This is a genomic window from Blautia obeum ATCC 29174 (genome assembly GCF_025147765.1).
In the GTDB taxonomy this organism is placed as follows: Bacteria; Bacillota; Clostridia; order Lachnospirales; family Lachnospiraceae; genus Blautia_A; species Blautia_A obeum.
Genome location: NZ_CP102265.1, coordinates 943108 through 957906 on the forward strand (window position 1 = coordinate 943108; position 14799 = coordinate 957906).

Genomic DNA, 14799 nt, shown 5'->3' on the forward strand with positions numbered 1-14799 from the left:
TTAACTCATACGGGCTAAAATTTCCCGTGGTTTTAAACGCATAACACTAATCGAAGATATAGTTACTGAAATAAAAATGATAGAAAAACCGATTGTGTATAATTGCAATATATCGGGCAAAGTAATTTCTACCTTAATATCAGGAGTAGCGGATTCTGAATCTTCTGAAACGCTAAAATCCAGACTTTTCATTTCTGTATGGTCTTCTTGTGTTGAAAGCTGCTGTTTTTCATTTTTTGTATTTTGTTGCAAAAGGGTATTTGCGATATTTCCAGAAATCATATTGCTTGTAACAAAAGATAAGGTAAAAGCTAAAATTGCTATCATTAAAACTTCAATAAGGTATTGTCCTAATATGCTGGATTTTTTTATTCCAATGGAGAGCAAAACGCCTGTTTCATGTATTCTCTCTTTTCCCCAAAGTGTGAGAATAAGTGAAAGAACAATAACGCTTGCGATAATGATTACAAGTAATAAGCCGATAACTAACTTATCTAAATTCTCTAAAGAAATTGCTGTGTTTTTGTAAACCTCATCATTAGCATAAATGTTATAAACATTTTCTTCATAATCAGGGAAATGTTTTACTTGCTCTATAATTTTTTCAATATCTTTAGGGTCATTTACGGTAACTTTTACTGTATCAAACCCTTGCACTGCAACACTATTTTCAAGTTCGACAATAGATTCTATATCTGTAAAAATTAAGTTTTGTATCTTATCATATGTTGGGATTGATTCTCCAACTTTTTCAAGTTTTTGTGCATGAAACAATCCAATAATTTCAAAAGATAGCTGCTTTCCGTTCTCATTTGTTACAATTAAGGAATCACCTAAATTTAAGTTGTTTTTTTCTGCTAAGTCTTTACACAGAATAACTTTGTGTATGTCATTGTCTAAAATATGCCTGCCTTCTATTAGTTGGATTTTTCCAGAAGTAAAGAAATTTTGTTCTTCTGAACGCCATACACCAATGCTTTTTACACAATGAGAAAGACTTTCATCTAATGGAACAGTTCCGGCAAATGGTAAAAGTTTATCAAAATTTATCAGACTTTCCGTTGTTGCATCACAGAATTTAACACCGGAAATATTCCGAATGTTTTCTACCATTTTTGATGTCACCTGTTCAGTCGAGTACATTAAAAGGTCGGAAGACCCATCTTCATTCTCACTTTCTTCTTCGTGATAATATGGATTTGAATCTGAATAATTGACATCAATATTGAAAGAACCGCCGATATTTTGTCTTAAATTTTTTTGAGCTTGTTTTGACGCACTTCCAATACTTAGTCCCGTTAGAACAAAAGTTGACAGAATTAAAAGGATGAAAAAAAGCAAAATACTCTTTCCTCTTTTGCGTGAAACATATAGAAATGCTCTCTTCATAAAGTTCATGATTTTTTATACCTCCTGATTTTTTATTTTGAATACAGGAATATCATAAATGTTCAATATGGAATGCATATGAAATGAATATAGAATTTAGGGCGAAAAAAAGCCCTCTGAAATTAGAGAGCTTTTGGCAGGAGGATAGAGAAACACATCCCTTTTTGTGATTCTGTTGGTAAAAATTCATATGAAATATGAAGTGATGAAAAAATAGTTGAGACAATGTAAAGTCCTAATCCATTTCCACCGCTATCACTATTGCGAGAAAAATCAGGACGGTAAAATGGTTCAAATATATGTGCTAATTGTTGTTTATCAATCGGAATACATTCATTTTCTACCGTTAAAGTATGTTCTTTTAAACAGACAAAAACACTCCCCTCATTTGGAGTATAGGTGACAGCATTTGCAATAATATTAGAAAATGCCCGACTAAATTGCTTTTGTGGAATCATTATCCTGTATTCTTGAGGAATATCTAACTTTAAATTGATACCATGAGTCGCAGCAATCAGTTTATATGGTTCACATACATTCAAAATTAAGTCTGATAAATTACATTTCGTAGAATCTTCCTGAGTAGTTTCCATATTTATTTTGGAAGTTTCTAAAATTTCATGAATCATGGTTGCAAGCTGTTCTACTATATCCTTACATTCAGGAAGATATGTGGAATAATCACAATAACTTCCCACTCCTAAAATCATGTTTTCCAAGGTTGCATTTAAAGCGGTTACTGGGGTTTTTAATTCATGTGACGCTGCTCTTAAAAAATCAATTTTTGCCTGTTCACTTTCTTTAACCTTTTCCTTTTCTGCTTCAAGATTTTTAATAGTTGTAAATAGACGATAATATAATTGATTGATATTATCAGCCAATTCTCTCACTTCATCTTGAGAAGATACTATACAAACAGCAGATTTATCCATTTTAGACATTTGTTTTGTCACACTTGAAATTTTCCGAATTGGTGTTGTAATACTTTTTGAAAAAAAATAGGAACATATTGCACAAAGAATAATACAACAAAAAACAGAAAATGGTAACGCCTGCCAAATTGCCTGTGATACAAACTGCAAAGGGTCGATACTGCCATCTAATACATATTCACTTTGATTTGATATTACTGATGGAGTGTAATCTATAGCAATTCGTGGGGCAAGTAAATATAAAATCAGATGAGCTGCAATTATAATAAATACCATAATGCTGAATGTATATAAAAAAATTTTAGGCAATATTTTTAATCGTTTCATTCCACCACCTCATACTTATAGCCGATTCCTTTTACTGTTACAATACAATTAAGACGTAATTTTTTTCTCAAATTTTTAATATAAGTGTCTATTGTCCGGTCGATAATAGGGTAATCATATCCCCATAGTTCGTCAAGAATTTGTGAACGGGTCAAAACCAGTCCTTTGTGTTCTATAAGAAGTTTTAATAATTCTATTTCTTTTGGAGTAATGTCAATTCTTCCATTTTTATCATGGGCTGTATATCCAGAAAAATTGACAGTAACATCCCCGAAAGTAATAGTGTCTATAGACTGCATTTGTCCACAGCGGCGTAAAAGAGCGGTGATTCTTTTTCCAAGCAATACCATAGAAAAAGGTTTTGTTACATAATCATCTGCTAATTCATCAAAACTTTGTGATTGCGTATATTCATCCTCAATCGCTGTGAGCATAAGTACAGGTATAAGACTGCTTTTTCTTATTTCATGTAAAACAGCAATTCCGGTTAATCGTGGAAGCATAATATCTAAAACAATTAAATCTATTGTTGTACTATGAAATAATTGCAATGCTTCCTCACCATCATAAGCAGAAACAATGTTATGTCCGGTTGGTTTTAAATATTCACAAATAGCCATATTTGTTCTTTTATCATCTTCGACAATCAATATTTTAGCCATATATTCACCTCCATTTTTACTGTACAGCATTTATATGAAAAGAATATGAAATTAGATTGATAATTTAATTTTATTATAGAAAGATTTAGGAATTAAAACAAGAATTTATCTCACATCCAATGGTAAACAGATGATAAAAAGTCATCTGTTTACTATTGGAATATATAATCATTTCACAATCTTCCAGTTTTCCCCGTTCTTTTCCAGCACAAGGTCAAACTGTGATACCTGAGTTGTCATGGTCTGGTTATCCAGATATTTCACTGCAAGGGAAGCTGTCACCTGATTTCCGCTTCGATTGTAGACTGGATTCACCAGTTCTGAGAAAATATACTCTTTTCCCACAGGTTTCAGCACGCCCTCATTCACATAATAGGTCAGCTCCTTTGCGGTTGCCGTAGGGTACAGCTTGAAAAAGGTAGTGAGAAATTCGTTGATTTCCTCTGTGGTGATGGAATCCACCGTACCGTCACTTTGTACCGCTTTTGGCGTATAGCCGGATTTTACGGGAACGCTGGTGATGGTAGGGTTCTGGATAATCGTCAGGTTTCCAGAGCCGTCCACATAGACTGTCACCTGATAGGCGGAACGGACAGTTTTACCGGATTCTCCCTCTGTGATACGCTGTTCCACTGTATAGGTCACTTGATAATGCTGCTCCTTTTCTTCTGTGATTTCCCATATCTGGAAGTCAGTCAGGGCAGACGATACGGGGATGTCCTTTCGGACAGTATCTACATTCAGGGCTTGCAGTTCTCCGGTGAGATACCCTTTTAAAGCATTTGTCCGGTTATCAATGGAAGCGGCGGACTGTTCCCATGAATAGTAGACTTCTGCGAAATTCTTCACAAAATTCTCTATCTTGTGAGTGTCGAGGATTTGTTCCTCAATTACTTTGGTTTCATGGACAGTATGAATGTCTATCGCCGTGAAATTCTTATAGACGGCAAACAGGAAGCTCACCGCCAGCAGCACCCACAGGGCAATCACAGTTTTTTTGTGGGTATTGACTTTGTAAACTTTCAGTTTCTTTTCTTTCTGCTTTTTCTGGTGTTCCTCTTTTCTAATCTGAATCATATCGGTTCATCCTTTCTTATTGTTTGATTCGTCCGGCTCCGGCAAGGTGCTGTTGCCAGTAAGAGCCTGTCAGGTCTGCGTAGCCAATGGGATTTCCGGCATGGTACATCCGGTTATTTCCCACATACAGCCCCACATGGGTGATGTAGGTTCCGGCGTTGTAGGTGGAGTGGAAAAAGACCAAATCCCCTGCTTTTGCTTCGGACAGGGGGATATGCTGCGTCACATTGTACTGTTCCTGTGCTGTCCGTGGCAGGGCGATTCCTGCCTTGCCATAGCACCACTGCACCAGTCCAGAACAGTCAAAGGAAGTGGAGGGGGAATCGCCCCCGTACACATACGTCCAGCCCTCATACTTTAAGGCTTCCTCCATGATAGCCTGTACCGTTTCATCATCAAACTGTGCCACGGTCAGGTATTGCGATACCAAGAGGACATAGAACATATTTCCGTAGGAATACCGCCAGCCCCCGTTTTTCTCTACCGCAACAGGGTTGGTGTAGGTGACTTTCTTTCCGCTGGATTTTTCTCTTGCGAAGCTCTCTGCCAGTTCAAAGGTGTATTTTTTTCCACGTCCTGCCACATAGTCTAGGAAACCGCCGCCGTAGTTGTAGGACTGAATCACACTGTTTAAATCACAGCCCTTTGTTTCTGCCGCTGCGAGCAATTCCGAAAAATATTTGCAGCCCTGCTTGATGGATTCCTCTGTACTAAGGGAGTTTGGGGGAAGCCCCAGAGATTCCGAGGACTGCATAACGTCTTCCAGCGTGCCGCCAGATTCCACCTGAATGATGGCGAGCAGCACATTTAAGTATTCCTCTATGCCATATTCCCTTGCATACTTTTCCAGCATAGGCTTATGGGCGAGGACTTCCTGTGATACGCTCACGCCCCCATAGATAAGGTTTCCGCCGCTTCCTCCGTCTTCCTCATCCGAGAAGACAATCACCACCAAAAGGAGCAGGGAGAACATCATCACAAACACGCCGGAACAGGCGAAGAAAAGGTGTCTTAACTTCATGGTTTCTCCCCTTTCTTCTGTTTGGAAGCCGCTGTTACCGTTTTTGTCCACTCCTTTCTGGCGGTGGTACGCCGGATGGTAAAGTTAGATTCTTTTACCGCAGGGGTAATCCGTTTTCTTTCCGGTATCACAGGAGCCGTATCATTTTGGACAGGTCTTGCCGGACGGGGAGCAGTCGGTGTAACAGTGGGAGCCACCTTTTGTCTTTCATCTGGTTTGTCTGGGGAAGCCGGAGGGACTATCTGGCGTTCTGCCCTTACAGGCGGTGTCTGTTCATGGTGGATGGAAGCAGCCTTTACCACCGGAACCGAAGACCGTTCTGCCACAGTTCCCCCATAAGGAACCTGTCCCCGTTCCCTGATGGATGGGGAAGCTGGCTGCATGGCTGGTTTTTCTGTATGAGCGGTATCTGCACGATTTCGGAAATCTTCTGTCTGCTTTGCAGTAACAGGGCGTTCATGGACAGGAGCCGCCCCTTTGGGGGATTCGGAAGCTGTCATTTGCGGCTGTTTTGCCTGTTCCAGTTCCGCCCTGCGTTCTGCAATGGTCTGTCTGCGGCTTTCTGCCTGTGCGTTCCGCTGTTCGGTTCTGGCAGTTCGGGTCTGGGTCACGCTGGAAGTAAAATCCCGTACTCCCTCTGATACCTGTGTTTTCCCGTGGTAAAGGGCGTACTTTGCATTGACAGGCAAATCCTTTGCCTGCTCCCGAAGCTGTCCGGCAGTATCGGCTATCTTATCTTTGGCATCTGCCACCGCACCTACCGCAGAGCCAGCCCGTTTCCATGCGGATTCCTTTTCCGGTGCTGCCTGCCCGTCTGGTCTGCTGTGGTCTGCCTGTGTCCGTTTGGAAGAGCCGGAGTGGGAAGCAGTTCTCTGGTCTGAGCCAGCCTGTTTCCCTGCGTGGTATGCAGCCGTTCCAGCCCCAAGAGCCGCCACAGAACGTCCTAACTTATGCTGTAAACGGTGCATATGGGCGTGCATGAGCATACGGGGTCTTCGCATGATACGGCTCCCCATGCTTTGGGAATCCCCACTCTGTAAGGAGAACATCCCCATCAAATCCCCCAGCTTGAAATAAATTCCGGCAAAGGTCACTATCTGCAAAAACGCCGTCAGGAAGAACGGATATTCCCCAGACAGGTTGTAGAGCATAGTGGAAATACTGAACGCTACCGTGATAATCAGGGTGATTCCGGCTCTGGTAAGGATGGTGTTGAACAGTTTCGTAATGGCACGCTTTGACATCCCCTCAAAAGAGGGAACCATGCTGAGGAGGAAGCTCACAGGCAGGAACATGGCGTAGATGATAAAAAGCACCTGTGAGAAAATCATTATCCCTGTGAGCAGGAATACAAAAATGGAGATACCGATATTAAAGATAAATAGGAAGAAGACGGTTCCCAAGCGGTTGATGGTCTTTGTGATGGTAAGGTTGGTGTTTTCCCTGTCTTCGATTTCCTCCACCACGATTTCTTCCCTGTCCTGCCCGTTGTTTTCGTCTGGGCTGGTTGATAGCAGGCTTTCCACACGGTCAGACCCAATGCTTTCCACATCCGAGTTGCCGTATTGCAGCAGGAGCCACGGCTGCTTGACCTGAATGGAAAACAGGCTGTCCCGTATCAAATCCACGCTGTCTTTTCCTTGACTTTCCGAGTTCGGCAGCACAATCTTTGTACCAAGGGTCAGGCTGGCATTGCTGATGTCTGCGGAAAATTCATTGATTTTCCCGATATAATCAGGGGCATAGGCGATAAAGGCAGCGGACAGCACGAACACCACCACGAAATTGACAACAGCATGGATGGCTTTTGTGGTTTCCCGTTTGATAAGCCCTGTGTAGGCAACGTAAATCCCCACCACCAGAATGAGAATCAGCAGGAACCCGATATAAAATCCCTCCGAGGACAAGCCGCCTGTGGTAACGCCTGCAAGGGTCTGCATATTTTTTCCGATAGAATCCGCCGTAGAGGAAATGAAGTCCAGCGAGTAGGCTTCCTGAATCAGATACCCCGTGGCGTTGGAAAGGTACAGGCTGATTGTCCAGATAAAATTTGTAATGGCATACAGCCCGTACATCACCTGTTTTCCGATACCGTCCAGCCAGTTCCACGGGAGCCAGTCCCATCCGCTGTCCACATAAAAATCAAGCTGGTAGTTGTCCAGAGGGTATTTGCTGTATTCGTTGGCAGCGTCCACCGTATCATCCACCAGTCCGGCAGCGTGGGCGGCTGTGCCGAAGACTGCAAGCAGCAGGAGGATGAGCAGGAGTGCCAGAAGCACCCTGCCAATCACTTTTCCTGCCATTTTCCAAGACAAGCCCTTTTTTGTGTGATAAGGAACTGTGAATTGCTGTCGGTTGGAAGTTCTATGTATCACCATCATTCCACCTCTTTTCTAACAGGCGGTCTGGTGTCAAAGGCATGGAACAGGTCTTCAAAGATAGGATGGAACTGTATTACCCCCACACGCCCGTACAAATCACTGATAAGGCACTGTCCGTTTTCCAAGTCACGGAGCCGCTTCTGGTTGTTTTCGTCTTCGGAATCCACCCCGAAAAAGGCGAGGGTCTTCTTGATTTCGTTGATGTCCGTGGAGCGGAACGCAAACTTCAAGCCCAGATTGTTTTTCAGCTTTTCATCCAGCAAATCGTCTGTGTTCTGGGTGACAAAGTAAACGCCTGCGTTCATGGCACGTCCGGCACGAACCAGCTTCATGGAGAGGGTTTTGCCCTGTGCTACCTGTAAAAAGCTCCATGCTTCGTCCAAATCCACAATCTTAAATACGCTGCGGTCTGTATGGATGAAGTCGAGGGCAAAGGTGCTGATTACAATGAGCATTGCCACGGAAAGCAGCTCCATTGTGGTGTATTCTTCAAACGAGGTTTCCTTATCCGGCAGCACCAAATCCGCCACTTGAATGATGTTGAGCTGCTTTTCAAGGCTGATGGACTGTGTGACATCCCCATCCGAAAAGAGCAGGTGTGCAAAGTCATAGTCCGTAAAGGATTCGATATGGTCGGCTATGCTGGTGCTGATGGTGGTTCCCTCCGCCCGAAGTTCCTCAATCACTTTGAAAAGCCCCCGTTCCTCACTGTTTGTCACTGCACGAATAGCTTTCCGAAGAACAGGGAACTTTTCCCCGTCACGGCTGGAAATGCCCGTTAAAAAAGTCAGGATGTCGATTGCCAGTGATTCGGAATCCTTTGGGTTCTCCATAATTACATACGGGTCAAGTAAGCCCCTGTTCTGTTCCTCCGAGGTCAGGTTTACGATATTGATTTCATGGGCGATTTCCGGCAGGGTTTCTTTCCAGCGTCCCCGTTCTGCTTTCGGGTCAACAATGAGAGCCTGTGCCCCAAACAATACGGAATAATAGACAATCATGTTGTTGCTGAATGATTTTCCACCGCCGAGGGAGCCGACAAAAGCGGCAGCAAGGGCGTTGGTGACAGAGCCTTTTACCCCTTGACTGGCAAGGGCAGGCTTTAAGTACACGTTTCTTCCTGTATCAAGGCTGTAGCCGATATAAATGCCCTCCGTTTCTCCTAACATCTGGGTTGCCCCGAAGCCAAGACCAGCTAGGAAGTCGCTGGTGACATACTGGATGTAATCGTTCAGATACCGTTTACTGGCAGGGAGAAATTCCCCATGCAGCCCCAGCATATCCCCAAATGGGCGAACCAGCTTCACGTTCAAATCGTCATAAAAATCTTTCACCTCATTGCAGCGGCGTTTCAGTTCTTCCAAGTCGGGAGCCGTCACACGCACCACATAGGACAGCTTGTACATGGATTCCTTGCTCTGGTCTAAGGTGGATTCCAGCTCATTCACGCTGTCTAAAGCGTCCACCACGTTTGTACTGGTTTCGCTGTCATTCTGCCATGCGTGGTTGTCCAAATCTTTCAGCTCTTTTTTCTTGTTCCGTACCGTGGAGAGGGCTTTCCGGTTTGTGACAATCTCCACATTCATAGAGGTATCAATGGGAAAGGTGAATTGCTGCTGTTGATAGTAAAAGATTTCCGAGGATGGGAAGTCCAGTTCCCCCACAATGCTGTTGATGGTAAAGTAGGCGGCATATACTGTCCCGTCTTCCTGTTCGATTTTCAGATACCGTTGGTTTTCCTCTATCAGACAACGGGTGGGTTTGATGAGGTCATAGTATTTCACCAGCGTTTCCTCCTGAAACCGTTTTTTCGGAAGATAATACTCATAATCTTCGTAGGCGGTTCCGGTCTGCCCGTATAAATGCTCAATCAGGTAGCCAAAATCGTCTTTATCAAGCCGCCGGACTTTGAAGCGGCGTGAGATTTTATTTTCCAGCAGTTTTTCCATCTTCTGAAACCGCCAGATTTCCTCATTGCTCATGGAAACAAAATCCCCCATGAGCTTGTGGTTGACTTCGTGGAGGAAATCGGAAACGGCGGTCTTTGCTTCCCTGCGAAACTGCTTCATGGTGACTTCCTGCTCATTGACAAGCAGCTTGAAGCCGATAAAAAAACGGTAGTCCACCTGATTTTCCCCTATCATGGAAATCAGGTCTTCGGTCTGTGCGTCAATCTTTGCACAGGCAACGTCCTTTAACTTGCCTGTCACTTCCTGTTTGGAGCGTTCCTGTGCCGCCCGTATGCTGGATTCTGTGCTGATTTGCAGGGCGTGAATCTTTCCGTCCCTGTTCTGGGCGATAAGCTGCCGGAAGGAATCGTGTACCTGATATTTCTGTTCGGGGCTTAAAAAGGAATAGTTGTAGGGAAGCAGCTCATAGTAAGCGAAGCACTCCCCGTCATGGTTGAACACAAGGTTATTTTCGATATACTTAATCGGATATGCCATAAATATCACTCCTTACTGCCGTGATGGGCTGTGCCGGATATTCCTTTTCCAGCTTCACGGGCTTTCCTGCATACGTCAGTTTCGGGCGTACCAGATATGCCAGTACGGATTTCAGGAAGCCGTAAGGCTTCTTCCCGTCAAAGGTCTTCTGGCACATGAACCAAGTGAGGGCAAAGGGTACGCCGAAGTATTTCAAAAATGCCCCGTCAATGAATGAAAGGGGAGGGAGGTTCCCTAAGAGCATCACTGCAAACACCGATACCACGAACCACGCCATCTGTGTGAACGTGATGGGGAATGGCAGCTTAAAATCATTGATGGAATAGAGTACCTTTTCCACCGACCAGATACTGGTATAGCTTCGTATTTTCTTCATATTGTCCGTCCTTTCTAAAAGATGGGGGCAGCAAAAGAGCCGCCCCTGAATAAAAAAATCCGCCTGTATTTCCTGAAAGAGATACAGACGGGTCTACCGTAAGATTTCATATACGCCGTGGTTCGTGACAACAAAGGTTCCCTCCAATTCCATGTCACGCCCATAGGCTGCATAGTCGATATAGTTTTGTAAGTGTGCCGGAAGTTCGCCAAGCTGTCCGCTTTCTTCCAGATAGTAGCGAGCCACATCCGCCATATCATCACAGCCGGAATGGCAGATAATATCATCTTCATGCTCACAGAGTTCTTCAATACTGCCAAAGTAGGATTGCAGCTCTGATAGTTCCTCCTGAATGTATTCCGGTAAGTCCTCCACCATTTCACACAGGCGGTTGATTTCCTCAATGGGGGTATATTCGTCAATCTCAAAGGGCAGCTCATAGTCATGGATGGCGTATTCCTTATATTCATCATTCAAACCGATACGTTCTTTGACTTCCTCAAAGTCTACAGGCGGCGTGAACCATGCCCCGACCAGTTCGCCCTCATTGTATTTGCCTAAGTTGGCAATGTAAATCCGCATTTCTTCCACAGTGTCACCTCCATTCTCTGTCATGCTCCTTTTGGGGAGTTACGCTCCCCAAGCCCCTAGTGGACTTCCGCCATGAAGCAATCAGAGCTTGCTCCATAACGGAAGTGTAACAAGGGTTTCCTATGCACCGATAATCTTATTGAACAGTTCCAGTAAGATGTCCTTTACACCGTCCGCATTGAAGACCAGCCCAACCGCTACAAGGGAAACTACCAGAAAACCGATAAGTTTGGAAAATTCCCTCTTAAATCCGAGGTACAGTCCAATTACCACGATTGCCAGCAGCACAAGGGACTGGGCGTTGGATAAAAACCAGTTGTAAAGATTCTGTCCGAAATTCATAAAAGCTCCTTTCTTTGCTGTAAGATTTCTTAGGTTCTAAAATTGCCGCCGTTAAAGCACCACCTCCTTTGCAGCGGCGGCTTGCTGCTTCAGGATTTTTTCATGCTTCTCCGTCAGCCTTGCATGGGTGATGATGTCATGGACAATCTGGGTGTGGTTCATCTTATCCAGACGGAGAGCCAGCTTTAACGTGGGGGCTACCTGATGGGAGAGCCAGTGCAGGGTGCGTTCAAAGGAATAGGGTTCCGGTTTGGTTGTCAGTTTCAGGCTGCCCCTGTGTTCCCCGATAAACCACGCCCATTCCTCACTGATACGCCAGTCTGAACGGGGCTTTGTATCGTCCCTGTCCACGAACCGGACATAGCGGTTGATGATTTGAAAGGCTGTCCGTTCTGGATTGTCATGTTCTAACAGGTCACGGATGGCGTAAAAGGCACGCTCATTTTTCAGCCGGATTTCAAAGCGGTTCTTTACCTCTGCGTCCGCAATGGGAATATCATGCTTTTTGTACTGCTCATAGTCCTTTTCGTAAATGCAGAAGTACACTTCACTTTGGAGGGAGCCGATATACAGGGTGTTCCCCATACATTCTTTTTCCTCACGCCGTACCAGTTCGCCGCTGCGGTAGCTTTTGAAGCTGCGGAAGACCGAGATACATTCCTCATTCCGGCACTTCTCTGTCAGATGGGGAATGTTCAGGATTCCCGTTTTGTCATTGATGGCAAGGTCAAGCCGCTTCATCACGCCGTCCTCCATGAGAACGTCCATGAAAAACTCATACCAGCTCCGTTCCTGTGCCAGCAGATAGCTTTCAAACTGGCGGCAGCCACGCCCTTTCAGTTCCAGCAGCACCCCTTTTTCCAGTTCCGACGATACCAGAACGAAAATATCCCCCAGATAGTAATGCTCCGTGTAAGAGTAAAATCCATAGTCTTCATGGATAAAGTAAGATAGCTTTAGCCGCAGCACGTCTTCCACGATATACTTCACATCCGTAGTAGGGAAGCGAATCCGAACATAATCAAAGAGCATTTCAAGGGGATTGTCTGGATTGAAGCGTTCCAGAGCTTCCGTGATGGCTTCCTGTAATGCTTCGGATGGGTGAGCCTTGCCCGTTTCAATATCGCTCAGGTACGGACGGGTGATTCCGGCAGCTAAGGCAAGTTTCTTTTGTGAGATACCGTAAACTTCCCGTTTCTCTTTGATGTCCCGTACCCATGTTTCTTCATTCAGTGAAAATCCCTCCAGTCTAAAAAAGCGTATGTCAACTTTCAGAGCCTTGTTGACACACGCCGGATAGGGGAAAATCCCTTGTGTACCGTGGGATTCTGCCCTGTTGTTTGGTTGTTGCCTGTCGATTTGTACCCCTCTGTTAGATACGAGGGGTTCATGCTGGCGTGCCTTGCGGCACACCAGCAACAGCAGGTCAGTCCGTTTCTGCGGCTTTTGCTCCGCACGCCGCCTGCACTCCCTGCCTGCTGTCTATGAGATTTTTTATTTCCTTGAGGAAATCGTGTCCTTTTGGCACAAGGGGCGTGTAAAATTCCGAGATAACGCTGGTTCCCACATCCACATAGCCACGCCCTTTTATCTGCTTGAGGAAGAAGTCCTTTGTGGTTTCCCCGAACATCATCCCATAGCCCATTTCCGACATCCGCCCCAGAGCTACACGGAAATTGAACTGGTCACGGATTCCGTCCCCCAGATACTTTGCGTCTGGACGCTGGCAGGCGAGAATCAGGAAGAAGCCAGCCTGCCGCCCAAGCATAACGATTTGTTTTAACTTGTTGAGGACGGCGGCGTTTTCCTTTGTGCCGAGCATTTCCATAAATGCCACATATTCATCAAAGATAAGGAAATGTGCCGGAAGTCCCAAGTAAGCGTAATTTTCCCCTGTCCGGTAATTCTCCATGAGCTTCATGTCTTCGCTGCGTTTCATCATTTCTTCATAGAAACGGTCAATGCAGGCGAGCATATCTTCCTTTTTGTAGTACACATCCGGCATAACCGCCTGTAAATCCGCAAGGTCAGCGTTCTTTGGGTCTAACACGAACAGGACGGCGTTAGTGCGGAGCAGGGCTTCAATGAGGGTCAGGATGAAGTAGGTCTTTCCGCCGCCGGTTCCTCCGGCAATGAGCATATGGGGGAGCTTATCATACTCCCACCAGACATTTTCCATGAGCCGGAGCCTGCCGTCCTTTGCCTGTACGTCTTCAATGGAGATACGGTTGGCAATGGTATCATAGAGTAGGGTGTACTCCACATAGGAATCCTTTAATTCCTTATCCGTCAGCTCACAGTACAAGCCGCTTTCCAGCTTTCTCTCCAAGTTTAAGAGCTGTTCCTGATATTTCCCCAAAGTGATTTCCACACGGATATGGAGCAAGCCCTGTTTCATACGGTAGTAGATTTTGGGAAAGTAAGTGATGGTTTCTTTGGAACGGCTGGAAGACAAGTCCTTGAAAAAAGCGTCTTCTTTTCTCTGCTCTGATTCATACCACTTGTTTTCCAACACCATCCTTGCCAGTTTTTGGCGGTGGATGAGCTGCTTTACTTCATCCCTGCGGTATCGCCAGAACAGAAGAACTGCTGTAAGGCACACCATTCCTGCCACGCCCATACTGAATAACAGGTAAGGGATGTTTACATCCTGTATTATCTGGGAGAGGGACACTTCCTGCCAGTTGGCTCCGGCAATCTGCCCTGTATGAAACAGCAGGACAACCAGCAGGAAGACAGGGAACAGGGCGGCAAGGGCAGTATGGGACACAAGGTCTTTATCCGTGGGGCGGATACGTTTTCCACGGGGAAAAAGCTGCTTCATGGGAACAATCCTCCTTTCGCTTTTCTCTTATTTAGCTGTTATTTTGCAGGGGGAGCGTCTTTCTTCGGTGTCTGGGGATTCATGGCAGCCCCTTTTTTCAGGACAATATCCTCTGCCTTGATGTACCAGTCCACCTCTGCTCCCTGAAAGGTAGCCGTTGCCACAGTATCTGCCACTGGATTGATAAGTTCCACCTCTGCGTTGTAATCGAGCTCCTTTAACGGCACGCTGGCAGGGATGGAAACCTGAATCATACGCCCCTGTCCTCTGGATTTTAAGTCATAGGTACGCTCCTTGATTTCTTCTGATACCGAGCCGTCTTCATTCTGGAGGTGAACCTCACGGCGGAGGGCAGAAAATTTCAATGCCCCGAATGTTGCTTCCTTGTCAATCACGATTCCGTTTGCTAATCTCATAGTCTGATGTCCTC

The 14799-nt window shown here is 45.1% G+C and carries 13 protein-coding genes; all 13 read right to left on the reverse strand.

The features are described 5' to 3' along the window. Positions 1-1398: an ABC transporter permease gene (locus tag NQ503_RS04530; protein WP_005427033.1), complete on the reverse strand. Its 1398-nt coding sequence runs from the start codon at positions 1396-1398 to the stop codon at positions 1-3. A 113-nt stretch (positions 1399-1511) separates the two neighbouring features. Next, entirely contained in the window at positions 1512-2648 is a 1137-nt protein-coding gene (locus NQ503_RS04535) for a sensor histidine kinase (protein WP_005427031.1), read from the reverse strand. Next, positions 2645-3310, reverse strand: coding sequence for a response regulator transcription factor (locus tag NQ503_RS04540; RefSeq protein WP_044925970.1), 666 nt, complete (start codon positions 3308-3310; stop codon positions 2645-2647). The genes NQ503_RS04535 and NQ503_RS04540 overlap by 4 nt, the downstream gene beginning before the upstream one ends. Positions 3311-3478: 168 nt before the next feature. Beyond that, positions 3479-4387: a conjugal transfer protein gene (locus NQ503_RS04545; protein ID WP_005427027.1), complete on the reverse strand. Its 909-nt coding sequence runs from the start codon at positions 4385-4387 to the stop codon at positions 3479-3481. 16 nt (positions 4388-4403) lie between these two features. Further along, on the reverse strand, positions 4404-5408 hold the full coding sequence (locus NQ503_RS04550; protein WP_005427026.1) for a bifunctional lytic transglycosylase/C40 family peptidase: 1005 nt from the start codon (positions 5406-5408) through the stop codon (positions 4404-4406). Continuing rightward, positions 5405-7786, reverse strand: a complete 2382-nt coding sequence (locus tag NQ503_RS04555) for a CD3337/EF1877 family mobilome membrane protein (protein ID WP_044925968.1) — start codon at positions 7784-7786, stop codon at positions 5405-5407. Before NQ503_RS04555 ends, NQ503_RS04550 begins: the two co-directional genes overlap by 4 nt. After that, positions 7786-10236, reverse strand: coding sequence for a conjugal transfer ATPase TcpF (gene tcpF / locus NQ503_RS04560; protein WP_005427022.1), 2451 nt, complete (start codon positions 10234-10236; stop codon positions 7786-7788). The genes NQ503_RS04555 and tcpF overlap by 1 nt, the downstream gene beginning before the upstream one ends. Then, positions 10220-10612: a conjugal transfer protein gene (locus NQ503_RS04565; protein ID WP_005427021.1), complete on the reverse strand. Its 393-nt coding sequence runs from the start codon at positions 10610-10612 to the stop codon at positions 10220-10222. The genes tcpF and NQ503_RS04565 overlap by 17 nt, the downstream gene beginning before the upstream one ends. 93 nt (positions 10613-10705) lie before the next feature. Further along, positions 10706-11194 carry an antirestriction protein ArdA gene (locus NQ503_RS04570; protein ID WP_044926052.1) on the reverse strand — a complete coding sequence of 163 codons (489 nt, stop codon included), beginning with the start codon at positions 11192-11194 and terminating at the stop codon, positions 10706-10708. Positions 11195-11323: 129 nt separating this feature from the next. Further along, positions 11324-11545: a hypothetical protein gene (locus tag NQ503_RS04575; protein WP_002570387.1), complete on the reverse strand. Its 222-nt coding sequence runs from the start codon at positions 11543-11545 to the stop codon at positions 11324-11326. A 51-nt stretch (positions 11546-11596) separates the two neighbouring features. Further along, positions 11597-12820 (reverse strand): MobT family relaxase, encoded by a 1224-nt coding sequence (gene mobT, locus NQ503_RS04580; protein ID WP_479688889.1) that lies wholly within the window; start codon positions 12818-12820, stop codon positions 11597-11599. Between the two features lie 151 nt (positions 12821-12971). After that, positions 12972-14369, reverse strand: coding sequence for an FtsK/SpoIIIE domain-containing protein (locus tag NQ503_RS04585; protein ID WP_005427012.1), 1398 nt, complete (start codon positions 14367-14369; stop codon positions 12972-12974). 38 nt (positions 14370-14407) lie between these two features. Continuing rightward, complete coding sequence (locus tag NQ503_RS04590; RefSeq protein ID WP_005427010.1) at positions 14408-14785, reverse strand: YdcP family protein; 378 nt, start codon at positions 14783-14785, stop codon at positions 14408-14410. Positions 14786-14799 lie beyond the last annotated feature (14 nt).